This is a genomic window from Gluconacetobacter takamatsuzukensis, assembly GCF_014174275.1.
Taxonomy (GTDB): Bacteria; Pseudomonadota; Alphaproteobacteria; order Acetobacterales; family Acetobacteraceae; genus Gluconacetobacter; species Gluconacetobacter takamatsuzukensis.
In genome coordinates this window covers 403,895-422,816 of record NZ_JABEQK010000001.1, presented here as the reverse complement: position 1 = coordinate 422,816, position 18,922 = coordinate 403,895, and the positions used below count along the sequence as shown (strand labels likewise).

Annotated in this window: 18 protein-coding genes, 1 tRNA gene and 1 riboswitch; of the genes, 9 read left to right on the top strand and 10 right to left on the bottom strand. The window is 68.8% G+C overall.

The features are described 5' to 3' along the window. The 3 genes from HLH27_RS01925 (at window position 1) to HLH27_RS01915 (ending at window position 2,534) form a co-directional block, all read left to right on the top strand. A complete protein-coding gene (locus HLH27_RS01925; RefSeq protein ID WP_182947380.1) occupies window positions 1-798 on the top strand; it encodes an ABC transporter ATP-binding protein in 798 nt (265 codons plus the stop codon). Window positions 799-801: 3 nt separating this feature from the next. After that, window positions 802-1,776 (top strand): MlaD family protein, encoded by a 975-nt coding sequence (locus HLH27_RS01920; RefSeq protein WP_182947379.1) that lies wholly within the window; start codon window positions 802-804, stop codon window positions 1,774-1,776. A 218-nt stretch (window positions 1,777-1,994) separates the two neighbouring features. Then, window positions 1,995-2,534 (top strand): PqiC family protein, encoded by a 540-nt coding sequence (locus tag HLH27_RS01915; protein WP_182947378.1) that lies wholly within the window; start codon window positions 1,995-1,997, stop codon window positions 2,532-2,534. A gap of 14 nt (window positions 2,535-2,548) precedes the next feature. Here the strand turns inward: HLH27_RS01915 and HLH27_RS01910 are convergent, their stop codons facing one another. The 3 genes from HLH27_RS01910 to HLH27_RS01900 all read right to left on the bottom strand — a co-directional run bounded on the left by HLH27_RS01910 (window position 2,549) and on the right by HLH27_RS01900 (window position 5,514). Further along, the gene (locus HLH27_RS01910; protein ID WP_246375370.1) at window positions 2,549-3,601 is read right to left on the bottom strand and encodes a purine nucleoside permease; all 1,053 of its coding nucleotides are present in this window, start codon (window positions 3,599-3,601) and stop codon (window positions 2,549-2,551) included. A 62-nt stretch (window positions 3,602-3,663) separates the two neighbouring features. Beyond that, window positions 3,664-5,247, bottom strand: coding sequence for an adenosine deaminase family protein (locus tag HLH27_RS01905; protein WP_182947377.1), 1,584 nt, complete (start codon window positions 5,245-5,247; stop codon window positions 3,664-3,666). Window positions 5,248-5,295: 48 nt separating this feature from the next. Further along, entirely contained in the window at window positions 5,296-5,514 is a 219-nt protein-coding gene (locus HLH27_RS01900; RefSeq protein WP_182947376.1) for a DUF1653 domain-containing protein, read from the bottom strand. A 98-nt stretch (window positions 5,515-5,612) separates the two neighbouring features. On the opposite strand from HLH27_RS01900, the gene HLH27_RS01895 reads away from it, so the two are divergent. After that, window positions 5,613-6,185, top strand: a complete 573-nt coding sequence (locus tag HLH27_RS01895; RefSeq protein ID WP_182947375.1) for a hypothetical protein — start codon at window positions 5,613-5,615, stop codon at window positions 6,183-6,185. Window positions 6,186-6,389: 204 nt separating this feature from the next. Here HLH27_RS01895 and HLH27_RS01890 read toward each other — a convergent pair. Next, window positions 6,390-6,463: transfer RNA gene (locus HLH27_RS01890), tRNA-Gly, on the bottom strand. A 121-nt stretch (window positions 6,464-6,584) separates the two neighbouring features. Next, window positions 6,585-6,665, top strand: a riboswitch (SAM riboswitch). A 122-nt stretch (window positions 6,666-6,787) separates the two neighbouring features. Between HLH27_RS01890 and metZ the strand changes: the two genes are divergently transcribed. The 5 genes from metZ (at window position 6,788) to HLH27_RS01865 (ending at window position 12,379) form a co-directional block, all read left to right on the top strand. Beyond that, window positions 6,788-7,984: an O-succinylhomoserine sulfhydrylase gene (metZ, locus tag HLH27_RS01885; protein ID WP_182947374.1), complete on the top strand. Its 1,197-nt coding sequence runs from the start codon at window positions 6,788-6,790 to the stop codon at window positions 7,982-7,984. Window positions 7,985-8,002: 18 nt separating this feature from the next. Further along, window positions 8,003-8,479: a Co2+/Mg2+ efflux protein ApaG gene (apaG, locus tag HLH27_RS01880; protein WP_246375315.1), complete on the top strand. Its 477-nt coding sequence runs from the start codon at window positions 8,003-8,005 to the stop codon at window positions 8,477-8,479. A 49-nt stretch (window positions 8,480-8,528) separates the two neighbouring features. After that, on the top strand, window positions 8,529-9,137 hold the full coding sequence (folE, locus tag HLH27_RS01875; protein WP_182947514.1) for a GTP cyclohydrolase I FolE: 609 nt from the start codon (window positions 8,529-8,531) through the stop codon (window positions 9,135-9,137). A gap of 30 nt (window positions 9,138-9,167) precedes the next feature. Then, entirely contained in the window at window positions 9,168-10,067 is a 900-nt protein-coding gene (locus HLH27_RS01870) for a dihydrodipicolinate synthase family protein (protein ID WP_182947373.1), read from the top strand. Between the two features lie 188 nt (window positions 10,068-10,255). Continuing rightward, window positions 10,256-12,379 (top strand): M3 family metallopeptidase, encoded by a 2,124-nt coding sequence (locus HLH27_RS01865; RefSeq protein ID WP_182947372.1) that lies wholly within the window; start codon window positions 10,256-10,258, stop codon window positions 12,377-12,379. 90 nt (window positions 12,380-12,469) lie between these two features. Here the strand turns inward: HLH27_RS01865 and HLH27_RS01860 are convergent, their stop codons facing one another. The 6 genes from HLH27_RS01860 to HLH27_RS01835 form a co-directional block, all read right to left on the bottom strand. Further along, window positions 12,470-12,985, bottom strand: coding sequence for a hypothetical protein (locus HLH27_RS01860; RefSeq protein ID WP_182947371.1), 516 nt, complete (start codon window positions 12,983-12,985; stop codon window positions 12,470-12,472). A 178-nt stretch (window positions 12,986-13,163) separates the two neighbouring features. Beyond that, window positions 13,164-13,775 carry a POTRA domain-containing protein gene (locus HLH27_RS01855; protein ID WP_182947370.1) on the bottom strand — a complete coding sequence of 204 codons (612 nt, stop codon included), beginning with the start codon at window positions 13,773-13,775 and terminating at the stop codon, window positions 13,164-13,166. A gap of 113 nt (window positions 13,776-13,888) precedes the next feature. Beyond that, window positions 13,889-14,464, bottom strand: a complete 576-nt coding sequence (locus tag HLH27_RS01850) for a DJ-1/PfpI family protein (RefSeq protein WP_182947369.1) — start codon at window positions 14,462-14,464, stop codon at window positions 13,889-13,891. A 33-nt stretch (window positions 14,465-14,497) separates the two neighbouring features. Further along, window positions 14,498-15,046, bottom strand: a complete 549-nt coding sequence (gene moaB, locus HLH27_RS01845) for a molybdenum cofactor biosynthesis protein B (RefSeq protein ID WP_182947368.1) — start codon at window positions 15,044-15,046, stop codon at window positions 14,498-14,500. A 32-nt stretch (window positions 15,047-15,078) separates the two neighbouring features. Beyond that, window positions 15,079-17,769, bottom strand: coding sequence for an AAA family ATPase (locus tag HLH27_RS01840; protein WP_246375311.1), 2,691 nt, complete (start codon window positions 17,767-17,769; stop codon window positions 15,079-15,081). After that, window positions 17,766-18,908 carry a metallophosphoesterase family protein gene (locus HLH27_RS01835; RefSeq protein WP_182947367.1) on the bottom strand — a complete coding sequence of 381 codons (1,143 nt, stop codon included), beginning with the start codon at window positions 18,906-18,908 and terminating at the stop codon, window positions 17,766-17,768. The genes HLH27_RS01840 and HLH27_RS01835 overlap by 4 nt, the downstream gene beginning before the upstream one ends. Between the last annotated feature and the right edge of the window lie 14 nt (window positions 18,909-18,922).

The window sequence follows — 18,922 nt, the reverse complement described above, 5'->3', positions numbered from 1 at the left end:
ATGGTGCCCCAGACCCCCGCCACCGACAGCCGCGAAACCCTGATGTCCCTGCAAGGGATCACGCTCGCCTTCGGGCCGAAAGTGATCCAGAAGGACATCTCCTTCGACATCAAGCGCGGCAGCATCTTCGCCGTCATGGGCGGATCGGGCTGCGGCAAGAGCACCGTCCTCAAGAGCATGATCGGCCTCCTGAAACCCGCCGCCGGCCAGTACCTGGTCGATGGCGAGGATTACTGGACATCCGACCCCGCCCACCGCCAGACGGTCAGCCGGCGCTTCGGCGTCCTGTTCCAGAGCGCCGCCCTGTGGAGCTCCCTCACGGTGGGCGAAAACGTCGCCCTGCCGATGCAGATGCTCACGAAGATGGACCCCGCCACCGTCCGCAGGCAGGTGGAACTCAAGCTGGGGCTGGTGGGCATGCTGCAGGCCATCGACCAGTATCCGTCGGAAGTCAGCGGCGGCATGAAGAAGCGCGCCGGCCTGGCCCGCGCCATGGCGCTGGACCCGGACATATTGTTCTTCGACGAACCCTCCGCCGGGCTGGACCCGATCACCTCGGCCCGGCTGGACGACCTGATCCTGAACCTGCGCGACGGGCTGGGGGCGACCATCGTCATCGTCAGCCACGAACTGCCCAGCCTGTTCAAGATCGCCGATGACGGAATCTTCCTCGACGCCAGGACCAGGACCCCGATCGCCCACGGCGCGCCCGCGTGGCTGCGCGATCATTGCGACGAACCGCAGGTCCACGCCTTCATGCACCGCGAACGCGAAACCGAGTCCGGGAGGACCGACTGACCCATGGCAAACCGAGAAACGATCGTTGGCGCCTTTGTCGTCGGAGGGGTGGCCCTGGGCATGGGGGCCCTGGTCTTCTTCGGCAATTTCAACATTTTCTCGCCCACGCGGCAGGCCACCGTGGTGTTCCAGGGCTCGACATCGGGCCTGACCATCGGCGCCCCGGTCACGTTCCGGGGGGTCAGGGTCGGTGCGGTCGATTCCATCTCGATCACCTATGATGCCCGCACCCACGCCGCCTATATTCCGGTGGCGGTCGCACTCCAGCCCAACAACATCTCCATCGCCGGCACCTCGGGCACCCACCGCAGCCTGAGCCTGCAAAGCATGATCGACCACGGGCTGCGCGCGTCGCTGAACATGCAGAGCTTCGTCACCGGCCAGTCCGAGATCGACCTCGATTTCGACCCCTCCGCCCCCGCCGTGCTCCACCCCGACATCGTGACCGGCAAGCAGGTCGAAATCCCGACCCGCCAGTCCGCGATCCAGAAGGTGCAGGAAACCCTGACCCAGCTTCCCCTGAAGGAACTGGCCGACAACGCCCAGGCCGCCCTGGCCAGCATCCGCCAGCTGGCCGAACGGCTGGACCAGGACCTGCCGCCCCTGGTCGACAGCGTCAAGCAGACCTCCGACCATTCGCGCATCGCCGTCGACAGCGCGACCCACGCCATCCAGAACCTGGAACAGCGGCTGGACACGACGCTGACGGCCATCGACCGGCTGGCCAATACCGGCACCCAGCAGCTCGACGCCCGCGGCGCCGACCTGCACGAAGTGCTGCACAACGCCAACGACACGGTGATCCAGGCCCGCGAGAGCCTGTCGGCCCTGCACGACATCACCTCGCCCCGCTCGGCCGACCGCGCGAACATCGACTCCACCCTGCGCGACCTGTCCGCCGCCGCCGCCGCCCTGCGCGGCTTCGCCAGCGACGTGGAACGCAATCCGCAACTCCTCCTGATGGGACGCCGCCCATGAAAGACTGTCCTGCCAGCCGGCCTGCCGGCGATCCGACGCGCGTCCGCTGCGCTCCGGTGCTCACGGCCATCAAGGCCGCTCCGCTTCGGTGCTCGCGCACCCACGCCGGGCGTGCCGCTGCGCGGCACTCTCGCTCAGCAGACCGGCTGGCAGAACAGTCTTTTTCATTCCAAAGCCGCCGCGTTCCGGCTTGGCTGACCGCGCTGGCCCTTCCGGCCATGCTCGCCGCCTGCGCTTCGCCGCCGGTACGGTTCTACACGCTGGGCGCGCCGGCCATCGCGACCGGTGCGGTGCCGGTCGGCAGCGTCACCTCCACCACGCCGACCGTCACGGTCGCCCGCATCACCTTGCCCGACTATCTCGATGGCCAGGACCTGATCGCCCGCGACGGCAACCGGATCGAACGCAGCGCCACCGGCCGCTGGGCCAGCCGCCTGTCGCTCGGCGCCACCGACCTCATCACCGCGCGCCTCGCCCAGAGCCGCACCGACCTGTTCGTGACCGACCAGCCGCAGGTCCTGCCCGCGACCTGGCGCCTGGCGGTGAATATCAGCCGGCTGGACATCGCGCATGACGGCACCGCGTCGCTGGCCGCCGACTGGTCGATCGTCCCCCGCGACGAACACCAGCCGCTGATCCACCAGCGCGCCACCCTCACCCGCCAGGGTCCCGCCACGACCGACGACCAGGTCGCGGACCTCACCCAATCGATCCTGGACGACCTGGCGGAACGGATCGCGGCCAGCTGGCCGCGATAACCGCCTGGCAGCCGCTATTTATCCTGCGGCGCCGCCACACCCGGCACATGGTCGGCATAACGGTCCCAATGCAGGGCCAACTCGCGCACCACGACGCTGCCGACCTGATAGGCGGCGGCGACCGAAGGCAGATACCCTGAATACCCGCCCTCGCTGGCCTCGGATTTCAGCAGTTCGGCCGCCGTCTCGCCCGGCGGCGGCATATCGAAATTGCTGCCCGTGCGCAGCAGCAACACCCGCTGCGGGTCCACACGCCCGGCCTGGGCCTGAAGCGTCAGCGCCTGCATGAAGCCGATATCCTCCTCGGCCGTGGTCGCGAACGTGCCCTTGCCCTCGGTCCAGTAGCGCACCCAGCGCTCGGCCCACCGGTTCATCCGCTCGCCGACCCAGAACGTCTCGCCGGAAATCGTGTCGCCCAGCAGCACGGCAGGCGGCTTCTGCGCCTGCGGATACCCGACATAGCGCGCCCGGATCGCCTTCAGCGCCTTCGTGTCGGGCAGTTTCAGCGACCGCGTCAGGTCATAGGCCCAACCCACCAGCGCCGGATTCAGCGTATAGGCCATGTCGCCCGACAGCGAATGCAAAGGCGGCACCGGCTTCTCGGTCGGCACGCTGCCCTGCACCGGCGTAAACCCGTCCGGCCAGTCGGCGGGAATTTCCCGCGCATCCATCGCATGGGCCAGCCCGCCATTGACCACGCGCGGCGCCCAAACCGCCCCGCCGATCGAGGCGAAATTGGGATCGATCCCCGCAATCCCGGCCAGCACGAAATAGGCCCGCCGCAGGTCGAAACGCGGGTCCAGCACCAGCGCGGTAATGGCCGAAGCCATATGTTCCGGCCCCTCGCCACTGGCAATGCCCAGCACCTGAAGGTCCGGATTATAGCGCATCACCCCATGCCAGGTGCCCGGCGCCGGCACTTCCTGCTTCAGCGGCAGCTTTTCCACCCAGGTCTGGAATTCCCCCGGCACGTCCCCGGTATCGTTGCCGATCTCGAACGTCGTCACCACCACCACGCGCACCGGGATCTGCGCCGCACGGGCGGCGGCCCCTCCCCCCGCAACCATGGCGGCCAGCAGGCAGGCCCCCGCCAGACGGCGCCCCGATCGCGTCCGCACTGCGTCCATCCTCATGCCGGTCCCTGTCCTTTCGGCCGCGCGGCGGCAGCACGCTGGCCCGCCTCGCGAATCATCGTGGTTTCGAAATCATGCAGCCTCGCTTCCAGCGCCCATTGCAGCCGCGCCCTGGCGCTGGCGGCCAGAAAATCACGGCACGCCCCCGCACCGGGCACCGTCCCCGGCACGACAGGGGCACAGGCCGCGACCATCCGATACGGCGCCACCCCCCGCCACAGACTGTCGCCGGGGATGAAGGCATATTCCAGCCCCGCGCGCGACAGATCCCGCAAGGCGGCATAATCCAGCGCATAAACCGTCGCCGCGCGCGCATATTCATGCGTCAGGTCGATGCGCGACACCCCCTCGTCATCGGTCGACAGCGCCACCGGCACCCCCGCCGCGCGATAGGCCGCGAACGGGTGCGCCGCCCCGGCAATGCCGAGGATGACGTCGTTGCTGGTCAGGTTGATCTCCACCATCACCCGCCGCCGCGCCATCTCCGCCATCAGCCCGTCCGGATCGTCCTCATGCAGGATATCGACCCCATGCCCGATCCGCCGCGCCCCCGCGACCTCCACCGCCTGCCGGATATGGTCGCGCAGCCCCTCGGGCGGCACCAGCCCGGGCGCCAGCTCCCCGGCATGCAGCGACAGTTTCACCCCCGGCTCGCGTGCCGCCAGCCAGCCGAACATGCGCATATGCAGCCCATAATCGCGCATCGCCACCGCATCGTCCTCGGGTGCGACGATATTCACGCCGACAAAACGCGGATCGGCCCCGACCAGCGCATACCCCAATTCAAACTGCGGAAAGACCATGGCGGGCGGCATGGTGCGGATCGTCTGGTACAGATAGCGCACCGCCACCCCGCATCCCGGCGCGGCCTGCGTCGTCCCGCAATGCAGCACGGCGCGCATCCGCGCCTCCATCGCATCCACATCCCGCCGCGCCGCCGCGACCAGCGCCGGCAGGTCGGGCGCAATGGCGCGGTCGGCCTCGGCAAACGCCTCGTCATGCAGGGGGTGCCGCACCCCCAGCCCCGCCACCGGGCCAAGCTGGGGCGAAATCATCAGTTCCAGATACAGCACATGGTCGCCGGCTGCATGCGTCACCGCCTCGGCCAGCATGTCCCCGCCATGGGCCGCCTGCGCGGGCATGAACCGCGCGAACGTCGCAAAGAAATGGTCATGCTCCGACCGGTCGGCCGCAGTCGGCACAAAATCGCGCATCGACAGCGCATCGATCATCCCGGCCCGCTCATCCGGCCGCCCGGCCAGATCGGCGGCACGCACGCGCCCCGCCTCCCCGCCCGGCGCACAGGCACCGGACAGGATGCGCCCCTGCGCGGGCGAGACGCACAGCCCATCCTGCGCCGCCCAGTCCAGCATGCTCTCGGCATAGACGGCGCCGGCCAGATGATTGTGCAGGTCCGCTCCCTTGGGCATGGCGCGCAGCAGCCCATCCAGCCGCGCCGGGTCACGGCCCAGCAGCGCAAAGGCCCGCGACGCGGCATCGGGCGAAGCGGGCGCGGCAATAGCGGCCCCGGGCAGGATCAGCCCGGCAGCCAGGGCACAGACAACGGAGAATCGCGACATCGGGCGATGGTGCGGCGATCGATTCAAAAACGCAACAGCCCGCCCTGCTCAGCCCGCGGCGTCCCCAACGGGGCTGAAACGGGGCACCCCCGCCACGTCCTCGACCCACATGGCCAGCGGCCGCACCCAGTAATCGCCGCGCGCCTCGCTGCGATACGTCACCAGCCATTCCTCGGTCTCGGAATGGCGACCGACACAGATCAGGGTGTACAGCCCGCCCTTGTAATGGCGGTACAGGCCCGGCCGTGTCCTTTCGGTCTCGTTCATGCGTTACTACCCTCACGGGGCTCCGGATTACGGTCCGGAGCCAGTCTTTCCACAGGCGGCCCCCACAGGACCGCCCGCGAACCGACGGACCTCATCGCATGATTCGCCTGCCCCGTCATACACGCCTCCTCCCGGCCCTGGCCGCCACGCTGGCGCTGGCCCACGCCCCCGCGCAGGCCGCACCGCGCCACCCGGTCGCCGGCGCGGCCGAGAGCGGCGACCCGGTCATCCTGGCCCAGCAGCCCGGCGGCGCGCTGGACCAGGCCGCGCGCACGCTCAACCAGTCCGACCTCGCGGCGGCAGTCGGCAAGGGCGACACGCCCGTGGTGCTGGTCGGCTCCGCCCCGCTTTCGACCCATGCGGGGGACACCGCGCTGTTCGTGCAATTGCAATCGGCCAATCTGTGCGGCTCGGCGGGCTGCGCCACCTCGGTCTACCTGCGGCGGGACCGGCGAGACTGGGTCAAGGTCCTGGATTCGGTCAGCGGCCCGATCGCCCTGTCCCACCGCAGCCACGGCGGCATGCGCGACCTGATCGTCGACAGCACCGACCGCTGGATCTGGAACGGCACCACCTACCGCGACACAATGCCCGCCGCCCCCGACACCGGCCTGCGCCAGTCGATCGAACAATTCCAGGCCCAACACCACGAAGACCACCCGCCACAATAGAGGCAGGCAAGGCATCCAAGGAAATCACGGGGAAGTATCCAAGCCCTGTTTGGAAATGCGGGCTGGTGAGCGAGAGCGGCCCGGCACGGGCCGCGCCCGTCGTGTGTTTCCGAGCATCGGAGCGGAGCGGCCTTATGGGCCGTGAGCACCGAAGCGCAGAAAACGCGCGCCGGATCGCCACCAGCACGCATTTACGAACAGGGCTGGAGCGGGTGAAGGGAATCGAACCCTCGTATGCAGCTTGGGAAGCTGCCGTTCTACCATTGAACTACACCCGCGTCGCGGCTAGCCCTATACCGCACCGCCCGCCCCGATGCAATCCATCCTCCGCCACCCCACATGGTTGACGAGCAGCCCTGCGATCCGCAATAACCCTGTCGTCCGCAGCCCCCACGGGGGCCCACGGGCCCTCGTGATTTGGATCGGCCGGCTTGCGACGAGGTTAAACAGACGCGCTAAAGAGGCCTGACACCGCCAGACTCCGCGGGCGTCACGGTTTCCACGGTCGGATTTCCGCGTCGGGACGCGGGGCCACGGAACCGGTTCGTCACCCGGATGCTCCCAGCCTCGGCCTCCTGACGGTTTTGTTCCGGGAACTGACGATGAGCACTGATTCCACCGCCTACCGCCCCGCCACCCGCCTGCTGCATGCCGGCGTCGAGCGCACGCCTTTCGGCGAGACGAGCGAGGCGATGTTCCTCACCTCCGGCTTCGTCTACGACAATGCCGAGCAGGCCGAGGCCACCTTCACCGGCGACGTGGTCCATTACCAGTACAGCCGTTTCGGCAACCCCACCGTCGCGGCGCTGGAATCCCGCCTGGCGGACCTGGAGGGTGCCGAGGCCTGCATCGCCACCTCCACGGGCATGGGCGCCGTCTCCTCGGCCCTGCTGGCGCACGTCAAGGCCGGCGACCGGGTGGTGGCATCGCGCGCGCTGTTCGGGTCCTGCCACTGGATCGTCGCCAACCTGCTGCCCCGCTACGGTGTCGAGACCGAATTCGTCGACGGCCGCGATCTCGATGCCTGGGCCACGGCCCTGTCCCGCCCGGCGGCGGCGGTGCTGCTGGAAAGCCCGTCGAACCCGATGCTGGAAATCCTGGATATCCGCGCGATCTCCGAACTGGCGCACGCGGCCGGCGCGCTGGTGGTGGTGGACAATGTCTTCGCCACCCCGCTGTACCAGAAGCCGCTGGAACTGGGCGCCGACGTGGTCGTCTATTCCTGCACCAAGCATATCGACGGCCAGGGCCGCGTGCTGGGCGGCGCGGTGCTGGGCCGGCGCGACTGGATCACCGACACGCTGCAACCCTTTACCCGCAACACCGGCAACGCCCTGTCGCCCTTCAATGCGTGGGTGATGCTGAAGGGTCTGGAAACGCTGCCGCTGCGCGTGCGGGCCATGACCGAAAACGCCGCCGCCGTCGCCGACCACCTGGCCGCCGCCGAGGGCGTGACCCGCGTCTTCTATCCCGGCCGCGCCGACCACCCGCAATACGACCTGGCGCGGAGCCAGATGAGCGACGCCTCCACCCTGGTGGCGTTCGAGGTCGCAGGCGGCAAGGAGGGCGCGTTCGCCTTCATGAACGCGCTGCGCCTGATCGCGATCTCCAACAATCTGGGCGACGCGCGCTCCATGGTCACCCACCCGGCCACCACCACGCACATGAAGATCGGCCCCGAGGAACGGGCACGCCTGGGCATCAGCGACGGCGCGATCCGCTTCTCGGTCGGTCTGGAAGACATCGCCGACCTGAAAGACGACCTCGATCGCGGCCTCGCGGCCCTGCGGTCGCGCTGAACCCACGGGGACCACGCCATGGCCATCGACCGCCCGCCGCCGCCGGGAATGCCGCCCGACCCGGATGCCGCCCTGGCGGAGGCCATGGAGGGCGTCCCCTGCTACGAGGCCACCACGGACTCGATCCGCGTGGTGGTGCAGACCTTCTGGCTGGACGACCAGTCCATGCCCGAGGACCATCGCTTCGCCTGGGCCTACCGCATCCGGATCGAGAACCTGGGCAACGAGACGGTCCAGCTGCTGCGCCGGACATGGGAGATCATGGACGCCATCGGCCGGATCGAGCATGTCCACGGCGACGGCGTGGTGGGCGAACAGCCGGTGCTGGAACCGGGCCAGGTCTTCGAATACACCTCCGGCACCGGCCTCCAGACACCGACCGGCTTCATGCGCGGCTTCTATCATATGGTCGAGACCCGCTCGCGCCGCCCGTTCGACGTCCAGGTCCCGCCTTTCAGCCTGGATTGCCCCTACCACCCCACCATCATCCACTAGCGCGCCGCGCGGCGGCACTTCCCCCGAGCAGACAGGATTCATGACCGAGATGTCCCAGGCCCCCCTTCTCCGCCCCTCTCGCGAGGAGGCGGAAGATGCGATCCGCACCCTGCTGCGCTGGGCAGGCGAGGACCCGTCGCGCGAGGGCCTGCTGGACACGCCCGGCCGGGTCGTACGCTCCTACGAGGAATTCTTCGCCGGCTATGGCGAAGACCCGTCCTCCATCCTGTCGCGCACCTTCTCCGAGGTCGACGATTACGACGAGATCGTGCTGCTGCGCGACATCCGCTTCGAAAGCCATTGCGAACACCATATGGTGCCGATCATCGGCGTCGCCCATGTGGCCTACCTGCCCAGCAAGCGAGTGGTCGGCATCTCGAAACTGGCCCGCGTGGTCGACGCCTTTTCCCGCCGTCTTCAGATCCAGGAACGCCTGACGGCACAGATCGCCAACACGATCAACGACGTGCTGCAACCCCACGGCGTCGCGGTGATCCTGGAGGCCGGGCATCAATGCATGACAACCCGCGGCGTCCACCGCCCCGGCGTGTCCATGGTCACCAGCCGCATGCTGGGCGTCTTCCGCACCAATTCCGACACACGGCGCGAACTGATGTCCATGCTCAACCGCCCCTCGGTCGCCACCGCCCACCTGTAACCGCCATCCGCAACGGCACCGAGGCGTAGCATGTCGCTCTTCCATGGCCTGTCCGCTTTCCCGATCACGCCCGCCGACGACCATGGCGTGGTGGATGTCGAAGGCGTCATGCGCCTCACGGCCCATCTCTCGGCGGCGGGGGTCGATTCCATCGGCCTGCTGGGCAGCACCGGCATATATGCGTATCTCACCCGCGCCGAACGGCGTCGCGCCATCCGCGCGGCGGTGCAAAGCGTCGGCGGCCGCACGCCCCTGGTCATCGGCATCGGCACCCTGCGCACCGACGACGCCCAGGCGCTGGCCCGCGATGCCGAGGCCGAAGGCGCGGACGGGCTGCTCATGGCCCCCGTCTCCTACACGCCCCTGACGCAGGAAGAGGCCTACCGCCATTACGCGGCCGTCGCCGGCGCCACCCACTTACCGCTGTGCATCTACAACAACCCCAGCACCACCCATTTCACCTTCGGCACGGACCTGCTCGAACGGCTGGCGGGCATCCCCACCATCGCCGCCGTCAAGATGCCGCCCCCGCCCGAAGGCTCTGTCGCCGACGAACTCGCCCGCCTCCGCGCCGGACCGGTGGGAAAATTGTCGATCGGCTATAGCGGCGACTGGATCGCCGCCGAGGCCCTGCTGGCAGGCTGCGACGGCTGGTTCAGCGTCCTCGGCGGCTTCCTGCCGACACTTGCCCGCACCCTGGTCACCGCCGCGCGCAACGGCGACGCGGCGACGGTGCGGCACTGCAATGCCCGCCTCCAGCCGCTATGGGCCCTCTTCCGCGCCTTCGGCAGCCTCCGCGTCGCATACGCAGCCATCCATCATCTGGGCTTGTCCGAGGCCCAGCCGCCCCGGCCGCTGCTCCCCCTCCCCGACCCCGACCGGCAAAAGGTCGCGGAAGCCCTCCGCGCCTGCACCGAAGAACAGGCCTAACCGCGCAGCCGCGACACCGTCGCGGAATGCCGAATGATTGAAGTGCCCGCACCGCCCCGACCAGTCGTCGCGGACGGGGCCCCCGGTTTCCACACCGGTCATGCCTGCCTATAAATGACCATCGGCCGGATCATCCGGCTTCGCCAGCGGCGCCGGGCGGCGCCGCCCGGGTTCCGAGGACTCACTGAATGACAAGATTTTTCCGCATCGGCACGCTGGTCGCCACGACCGCGCTGGCTGGTCTTTCCGGCGTCGCAACGGCCGCCTCCAATCCGTTCGCAAGTCCCAGCACGCTTCCGCTCCAGGCCCCGCGTTTCGACGCCATCCACGATACCGACTACAAACCGGCCTTCGTCCAGGCCATGGCGCTCCAGAAAGGCGAAATCCGCCGGATCGCGGATAATCGCGCGGCCCCGACCTTCGACAACACCATCGTCGCGATGGAACGCTCGGGCCGGATGCTCGACCGCGTGTCGCTGACCTTCTACGGCGTCTACCAGGCCAACACCAACGACACGCTGGACAAGACGCAGAGCGACATCGCACCGCTGCTCTCGCAACATCAGGACTCGATCTATCTCGATGCGAAACTCTTCAACCGCGTCGAAATCCTGTACAACAACCGCGCCCACCTGGCCCTGACACCCGAACAGGCGCAGGTGCTCAACCTCTACTACCAGCAGTTCGTCCACGCCGGCGCCCGCCTCTCCCCCGCCGACCAGGAGAAGCTGCGGGCCCTGAACACGCAGATCTCCACGCTGGAGACCGCATTCCAGCAGAAGCTGCTGGCCGCCACCCGCGACGGCGCCCTGGTCGTCGACAGCAAGAACGCGCTGGCCGGCCTCGATGACGGCACGATCACCGCATTCGCGAAAAATGCGGCAGATCGCAAGCTCCCCGGCAAATGGGTCATCCCGCTGCAAAACACGACGCAGCAGCCCGACCTGCAAGACATGACCGACCGCGCGACGCGCGAGGCCCTGTTCAAGCAAAGCTGGACACGCGCCGAGAAGGGCGACGCCAACGACACGCGCGCCACGATCGCGACCCTGGCCCAGTTGCGGGCACAGAAGGCCGCCCTGTTCGGCTACCTCGATTTCGCATCCTACGTGCTGTACGACCAGATGGCCGACACACCGGCCGCCGTGCAGCATTTCATCGCCGAACTGGCGCCCGCCACCCGCACGCAGCAGGATCACGAGGCCGCCCGCATCCAGGACACGATCCGCAAGGACGGCCAGTCCTTCGCGCTGCAACCGTGGGACTGGACCCATTATGCCGAGCAGGTGCGCAAACAGGATTATGCGCTCGACGAAAATCAGGTGAAGCCCTATTTCGAGCTCAATACGGTCCTGCGCGACGGCGTGTTCTTCGCGGCGACACAGCTCTACGGCATCACGTTCAAGCAGCGCAAGGACATCCCCGTCTACAACCCCGACGTGATGGTGTTCGAGGTCTTCGACAAGGACGGCTCGACGCTCGGCCTGATGTATTTCGATTATTTCAAGCGCGACAACAAGAACGGCGGCGCGTGGATGTCCAATTTCGTCGGCCAGTCCAGGCTGCTGGGCACGAAGCCGGTCATCTATAACGTCGCGAACATCGCAAGGCCGGCGGCCGGCCAGCCCGACCTCATCAGCTTCGAAGACGTGGTCACGATGTTCCACGAATTCGGCCATGCGCTGCACGGGCTGTTCGCCAACCAGACCTACCCGATCGTCTCCGGCACCCAGGTCGCGCGCGACTTCGTCGAATTCCCCTCGCAGTTCAACGAGCACTGGGCGCTCGACCCGACCGTGTTCGCCCACTATGCGCGCCACTACAAGACCGGCGCCGTCATGCCGCAAGAGCTGGTCGACAAGATCAAGAAAGCCGCCACCTTCAATCGCGGCTACAATATGGGCGAGATCATCGCGGCGGCCCAGCTCGACATGGCCTGGCACAGCCTGCCCGCCGGCGCCCCGCAGCAGGATGTCGACGCCTTCGAAAAAGCGGCTCTGGACAAGACCGGCCTCAACACCGCCCTCGTCCCCACCCGCTACCGCTCGACCTACTTCCTGCACATCTGGTCGAACGGTTATTCGGCCGGCTACTACGCCTATCTGTGGACCCAGATGCTGGCCGACGATTCCTTCGCCTGGTTCCGCGACCATGGCGGCCTGACCCGCCAGAACGGCCAGCATTTCCGCGACCTGATCCTCTCCCAGGGCCACACGCAGGATTACGGCCCGATGTTCCGCGCCTTCTACGGCAAGGACCCCGACATCACCCCCATGCTCAACCACCGCATCCTGGGCACGGATCCGAACTGATCCCACCAACCGCACGCCGGAGCAATCCGGCGTGCCCCCACCACGCTATCCGGCGCCGGATATCACGGCCTCCGGCATCCATGCCCCGGCTCAGCGTCTCCGGCGAAGCTGGGCAAGGCACCGAGCCTTGACCGAGCGAAGCATCGGGTCATCAACGGCTTCTACCGCCTGTAACGCACGGTCGTAATACCGCCGCACATTGCTTGCCGTCGGTTCGATTTCCCTGTTCTCACAGAGCCTGTCAGGCTGCGGCAGATCGGAATATGTCGTCAGCAGGGACAACACCTCTTCGGGATTCGTCTGCAACGCGTCGCTCAGGGCCATTTCCATCCCCTCCGCCCGGGCACCATCGGTTCCGGGATACAAAGAGGCCAGCGCGCGAAGCCATTGCGCATCGCCCCTCGACGCTTCCTTCAGCAGATAATCGAATTGCGACTGCGGAAGATGCCTGTTGGTCGCAACGGCACCGTCCACCGTGACGCCATGCTCGATGATCGCAGGCGTCCATACCGCCGCGATTCCTGCGACCGGGCACGATAGAGCCGAGGCCATGACCGCGGCCCCACCGAACGCGAATAGCCTGCCCCTGACCGAGCAGATCACCATGATCGGCTCCCCGTAAAGCTGAAACCGGGTAAAGGCACCACTCCATCCGGCAACCCGGCCGTAAAGGCGCAAACGGCGATATGCCGGAAAACCAATCTTGATCCCCCGCCCGGACGAGGCTCTACCGAAAAAAAAGCGCGGAGCCCGGCCAACAGCCGCACTCCGCGCCCAACTCGTCTTACTGCTCGCTGATCTTGTAGGTCAGCACGACATGGTTATCCCCGGCCGGCTGCGACGGCACAACATTGATTGCCGCGCTGACGCCACGCGCCTGGTACGCCTTCTGCACCGCTTCCTGGTCGGCCGCCATCGCGGCCTGGTCGATCGTCGATCCGGTCCGCAGCTTCGTCGCGTTGGTCAGGTCGGCGGCGGACAGCTTCTTGTTGCCCTCGAAGACGATCTTGTCGACCACCAGCGCGGTCTGGACCACCTCCGGCGCCTGTTCCTCGATCGCCCATTCGATATAGACGGCGGAGCCGGCGAATTTCAGCTTCTGGCCGAATTTCAGGCCCACATTCTTCTTCTGGTACACGCCCATGACGTCCTGCGCGCCGGCGTCGATCTGGTTGCGGGTCACGGTATCACCCTGATGGAACGGCAACGCCGCCAGGATGTCGTCCGTCGAGACCTGCTTGTTCCCGGTAATGACCAGCGATTTCAGTTTCAGAGGCGCGGTGGCCGCCGGCGGGCCGGCGGCGAAGGCCTGCGGGCCGGAGAACGAGGCGGAGGCAAAGCCGGTGGCAATCGCAACGGCCAGCGCGGAGCGGGCCAGAAGATGACGGGTGCGCAAGACGGAATTCTCCCATGTCCGATCGGGCGGCCGGAACGCCGCCCTTGCCCGTCCATGATGCACAGCTATCCGCCCGTGCCAATGCCAACCCCCGACATGGGCGGCCCCAGCGGTCAGATCGTGACGCGCACCCCCAGCACGGCGATGAACTGCGCCAGCCAGCGCGGATGCGCCGGCCACGCCGGCGCCGAGACCAGCCACCCGTCCGTCACCGCGTCATCGACCGCGATATCGGCATAGATCCCGCCCGCCAGCTCGATCTCCGGGCGACAGGCCGGATAGGCCGACACGGTGCGCCCCTCGATCACCCGGGCCGCGGCCAGCAACTGCCCGGCATGGCAGATGGCCGCCATCGGCCGGCCGACAAAGGCACGCACAAGATCGATCACGCGCGGGTCCAGCCGCAGATATTCCGGCGCCCGGCCGCCCGGAATCACCAGCCCGGCATAATCCGCCGCGTTCACGCTCTCGAAATCCGCCGTCAGCGTAAAGCGATGGCCCGGCTTCTCGCTATAGGTCTGCGCCCCTTCGAAATCGTGAATCGCCGTCAGCACATATTCGCCGGCCTTCTTGCCCGGACAGACGGCATCGACGGTAAAGCCCAGCATCGACAGCGCCTGGTACGGCACCATGATCTCGTAATCCTCGACATAGTCGCCCGCCAGCAGCAGCAGTTTCTTCGCGCCCATGGTCGCTGTCCTTTCTGTCATGGTACCCGTCGTTCAGCCGTGTGAAGCCGGCAGATGCTCGCGCAGGCGCGGCATCAGCTCCACGAAATTGCAGGGTCGATGCCGGCTGTCGAGCTGCCAGACCAGAATATCGTCCCACCCGTCCTTCACCGCCCCGCTCGATCCGGGCAGCGCGAACAGATAGGTCCCCCCCGCCACCCCGGCCAGCGCCCGCGACTGGATCGTGGAGGTCCCGATCTTCTGGTACGACAGCATGCGAAACAGCTCGCCAAACCCCTCGATGCGCTTTTCCAGCACCTGCTCATAGGCTTCGGGCGTCACGTCCCGGCCGGTCACGCCGGTCCCCCCGGTCGAGATGATCACGTCGATCTCCGGATCGGCGATCCATTCCTTCAGGCAGCCGGTGATATGGTCGACATCGTCCGGCTCGATGCTGCGCGCGGCCAGCTGATGGCCGGCGGCGACGATCCGCTCGGCCAGCAGGGTGCCAGACGTATCGGTCTCCAGGGTACGCGTGTCCGAGACGGTCATCACCGCGATACGAACAGGCAGGAAGGGGCGGGTAAGGTCCAGCTTTGACATGGCGGCATGTTCCTCCATCGCCCGAAACGGCGTCAATGGCCTTCCGCGGTCGCGTCACCAACCGCCTCGACCGCCAGCCGCCGGGCCCCCAGCCCGGTGAACAGCTCCGTGCGGCAGGTCAGGATCACGATCTGCAACCGGCCGGCGGCCTCGGTCAGGATGTCGAACATCCGGTCCAGCCGCCCCGAATCGGCATAGGTCAGGGCATCGTCCAGCACCAGCATCGCCGGCCGCCCCCGCGCCCGCATCAGGTCGGCCAGCCCCAGCCGCGCCAGCACCGCGATCTGCTCGCGCGTGCCGTCCGAAAGGTTCACGAACGGCTCGTCGATCCGCCGCGACAGGGCCGAAATGCTGAAATCCGGTTCCACCGTGGCCACGGCGCGCGGAAACAGCGCGCTCAGCGCCGGCTGGATCGCCCGGGCCAGCGGCGCCAGATAACGCTCGGTCGCCGCCCGCTCCGCCGCCGCCACCGCATCGCGCAGACATTGCAGGATCGCGACCTCCCGTGCACACGCCGCATCTTCGGCGGCATGGGCCGCACGCAGCCGCTCCTGCGCCGCAATCCGCTCGTCCAGCCCGTCGCCCTCCGCCGCGCGAATGCGCGCCTCCCGCGCCGCCATCTCCTGCCGCAACGCCGCCAGACGGGCATGTCCCTCCTGAATCGTGCGCTCCAGCCGCTGGATCGCGGCATCGGCCAGCGCCTCGGTCCCCTCGGGCCGCGTCTCCTCGATCCGCAGCAGCGCCAGTTCCGCCGCCTCGGCCCCCGCATGGGCCGCCGCCAGCCGCGCCGACAGCGCCTCATCCGCCTCCACCGCCCGCGCGGCCTCCAGGTCGCGCGCCAACTGGGCCGCGCCATCCCGCGCCACCTGCCATTCGGCCCGCAGCCGTGCCAGATCCTCCGCCGCCCGACGCATCGTCTCATCCGGGGCCAGCAGGGCCTGATGCGCGGCGCCATACCGCTCCTCGGCCACCTGCATCGCCTCCCGGGCCGCGTCCAGCACCGCCACCGGATCGCCCGCTATATCCTCGCCATCCGCCGCACCGATCCGCCCAAGGCGCACATCCAAATCCGCCAGCCGCCGCCGCGCCACATCCATCGCCGTCACCGGCGACTGGCCGGTGGCGGCCAGCAGCCCCCCCAGCACCGTCTGCGCGGCCTGCGCGGCCAGTTCGGCCTGCCGCCGCGCCGCCAGCGCCGCCTCGGCACCGGCAATGTCGGCGCAGCCAACCGCCGCCAGCGCCCGGCGCAAGGCCTCTTCCGCCCCGGCCAGCGCCGCCCGCAGCGTGTCGCGCCCATGGCTGGCCGGTTCGATGCAAATGGTGCCGATCCCCTCGATCCGCAGCACGGCATTATCCGTCACCACGACGCGCCCGCTCTCCAGTGCCGCCCCATCCAGCACCAGCCGCCCGCGCCCGCCATCGGCCAACGCGATATCCAGCGTCGTCGCCTGCGCCCGGCTCGCAGCCCGCGCCGCATCCAGCGCCCGTTCGGCCTTGCGGATGGCTCCCATCCGCGCATCGTCGATCGTGCAGGCCGCCAGTTCCGCCGAGGCCCGCGTCACAGCCTGCGCCGCCCGGTCCAGCCGGTCCAGCGCGGCAGCCGCTTCGCCCCGCTCATGCACCAGCCGCGCCCGCTCCACCCGGCCGGCCGCCCGGTCCAGCGCCCCACGCGCCGCCTGGCGCGCGGCATCGGCCACCCGCACCGCCTCCAACCGCGCGGCATGCGCCGCCCCCGCCGCATCCTGCGCGCCCTGCGCGGTCAGCAACGCACCCTCCAGTTCCGCCACCCGCGCCACACCGGCCGCCAGATCGCGCTCCCAGGCCGTGCGCCCGGCCAGATCCTGCCGCACGGCCGCCAGTTGCGCCGCCGCATGGTCGCGCACAGCCCGCGCGGCCCGATACCGGGCATCATGGTCACGCAGCCGGTCGCGCACCCGGCCCGCCTCGGCCAGGTCGGCGCGCTCCTTCTCGCGCCGGTCGGCATCGTCCTCATGCGCCAGCCGACGACGCAGATCCGCCATAGCGTTCAGGTCGTCCTCCAACGCCTGCCGGCGCGCCTCCAGCCGCGCCAGTTCGGCCGCCGCCTCCTGCTCGCCCTCCTTCGCCGCGCGATAACGCCCGCGCGGATTGCCCCGCCCGTCCAGCAGCACGGCCAGATCCGCCGCCACGCGCGACAGCACCCGCCCGGCAGCATCCCCGCCCGTCATGGCATCCAGATCGGCTTCCAGACACGACCGGATGGTCGCCCGCGCCGGGTCCGAGAAATCGGGCTGCACCAGACTGTGCCCCTGCCCGACCCACAGCGCATTCAGCAGGCCCATGGCCTCGGCACCGCGCTTGCCCCCCTCCACGCCCAGCAGGTCATGCAGCCGCGCCTCGGCCGCATCGCCATCCAGCCGTTCGCCGCCCCCCTCCAGCCGGACGAAGGCCCGCTGCATGAAGCGCTTTTCCAGCCGCCAGTCGCAGCCATCCAGCGTGAAATCGACCGCGACACGCGGCGCCCCCCGCCCGCCATAAGGTTGCAACTCCGCCACCGGCCGCGCCTTCGACCCGTGCGGCAGCAGAAACACCGCGCGTAACGCCGCCAGCAGCGTCGATTTGCCGAATTCGTTCGGCGCCCCCAGCAGGTTGATGCCGGGCCCCAGCCCCGCCAGCCGCACGGCATCGCCGAACCGCCGCACCTGCTCGACCTCCAGCCCCCGCAGGATCATGCCGCCGCTCATGCCATCCCCCCGGCCACATCGCGCGCCAGCAGATACAACCGCTGCAATGCCGCCGCCGCGACCGCCCGCGCCGCCTCGTCGCCCTCCCCGGCCTGCCGCGCCAGCGTCTCGGTGGCGGCCCGCACCGCGCCCCCGGGCCCGAAAGCCTCCAGATCGTCCGATGACGGCGCCAGCCCCGGCGCACCGTCGATCCGCAAAAGCCGCAAGGCCGAGCCCAGCCCGTCCACGATCCGCGCCTGCCAGCCTTCCAGGTCCGACAGGCCCAGCGCCCCGCTGACGGCCAGCCACACCAGCACCCGGCTGGGGTCGTCGGGATCGATCGCACGCAACCGCCCCTCCAGCGCCGCGATGTCGTCGGCCCCGGTCAGCACCGCCTGCGCCCGCGCCCAGCGAAAGCGCCCGACGGCATGGGCCTCGACCACCGGCTCGGCCCGCGGCCCATCCAGCGTCACCAGCAGCGCCTGCCCGCCGCCCGCCCCGCCGACATCGAACCCGTCAACCTCCGGCGTGCCCGAATACCAGGTACGGGCATCGATCCGCATGGCACCATGCCAGTCCCCCAGCGCCAGATAGGACAGCCCCGCCAGCCGCGCCCGGTCGATGGCCAGCAAATTATGCCCCGCCGCCTCTTCCCCGAAACTGCGCACCGACCCATGCGCCAGCCCCACGCGAATCGTCCCTTCCGGCGTCGCCGCCCCATCCATCCAGGCGGTCGGGTCCCCGATGACATGCCGATGCCCCAGCCCCGCCGGCAGCAGCCACGCCGTCCCCGCCGCATCCAGCGGCGCCGGCACGGGGGCCAGATGCGGCACGATATGGTCCGGCAGCCCGGTCCGCGCCAGCCGCTCCCACAACCCGTCCCGTTCGTTGAAATCATGGTTGCCGGGGATCAGGTGCCAGCGCAGGTCGGGAAACTGCCGCATCCGCTCGACCGGCTGGCGCAGCGTGCGTTCCGATGGGCGCAGATGGTCGTAGATATCCCCCGCCACCACGACGCATTCCGCCCCCTGGGCGCGGGCCAGGCGGCCGATCCGGCCAATCGCTTCCAGCCGTTCCTGTTGCAGGACGGGCAGGATATCGTCGTCGGCGAAGCGGAAGACCTTGCCGATCTGCCAGTCGGACGTATGAAGCAGGCGCATACTCCCTTATCGCC

Bases quoted from the DNA above. Each gene is read 5' to 3' on its own strand.
- HLH27_RS01865 (WP_182947372.1), top strand. From the start codon at position 10,256: ATGACAAGATTTTTCCGCATCGGCACGCTGGTCGCCACGACCGCGCTG.
- HLH27_RS01870 (WP_182947373.1), top strand. From the start codon at position 9,168: ATGTCGCTCTTCCATGGCCTGTCCGCTTTCCCGATCACGCCCGCCGAC.
- HLH27_RS01860 (WP_182947371.1), bottom strand. From the start codon at position 12,985: ATGGTGATCTGCTCGGTCAGGGGCAGGCTATTCGCGTTCGGTGGGGCC.
- HLH27_RS01925 (WP_182947380.1), top strand. From the start codon at position 1: ATGGTGCCCCAGACCCCCGCCACCGACAGCCGCGAAACCCTGATGTCC.
- folE (WP_182947514.1), top strand. From the start codon at position 8,529: ATGTCCCAGGCCCCCCTTCTCCGCCCCTCTCGCGAGGAGGCGGAAGAT.
- moaB (WP_182947368.1), bottom strand. From the start codon at position 15,046: ATGTCAAAGCTGGACCTTACCCGCCCCTTCCTGCCTGTTCGTATCGCG.
- HLH27_RS01850 (WP_182947369.1), bottom strand. From the start codon at position 14,464: ATGGGCGCGAAGAAACTGCTGCTGCTGGCGGGCGACTATGTCGAGGAT.
- apaG (WP_246375315.1), top strand. From the start codon at position 8,003: ATGGCCATCGACCGCCCGCCGCCGCCGGGAATGCCGCCCGACCCGGAT.
- HLH27_RS01900 (WP_182947376.1), bottom strand. From the start codon at position 5,514: ATGAACGAGACCGAAAGGACACGGCCGGGCCTGTACCGCCATTACAAG.
- HLH27_RS01840 (WP_246375311.1), bottom strand. From the start codon at position 17,769: ATGAGCGGCGGCATGATCCTGCGGGGGCTGGAGGTCGAGCAGGTGCGG.
- HLH27_RS01895 (WP_182947375.1), top strand. From the start codon at position 5,613: ATGATTCGCCTGCCCCGTCATACACGCCTCCTCCCGGCCCTGGCCGCC.
- HLH27_RS01920 (WP_182947379.1), top strand. From the start codon at position 802: ATGGCAAACCGAGAAACGATCGTTGGCGCCTTTGTCGTCGGAGGGGTG.
- HLH27_RS01835 (WP_182947367.1), bottom strand. From the start codon at position 18,908: ATGCGCCTGCTTCATACGTCCGACTGGCAGATCGGCAAGGTCTTCCGC.
- HLH27_RS01905 (WP_182947377.1), bottom strand. From the start codon at position 5,247: ATGTCGCGATTCTCCGTTGTCTGTGCCCTGGCTGCCGGGCTGATCCTG.
- HLH27_RS01910 (WP_246375370.1), bottom strand. From the start codon at position 3,601: ATGGTTGCGGGGGGAGGGGCCGCCGCCCGTGCGGCGCAGATCCCGGTG.
- metZ (WP_182947374.1), top strand. From the start codon at position 6,788: ATGAGCACTGATTCCACCGCCTACCGCCCCGCCACCCGCCTGCTGCAT.
- HLH27_RS01915 (WP_182947378.1), top strand. From the start codon at position 1,995: ATGCTCGCCGCCTGCGCTTCGCCGCCGGTACGGTTCTACACGCTGGGC.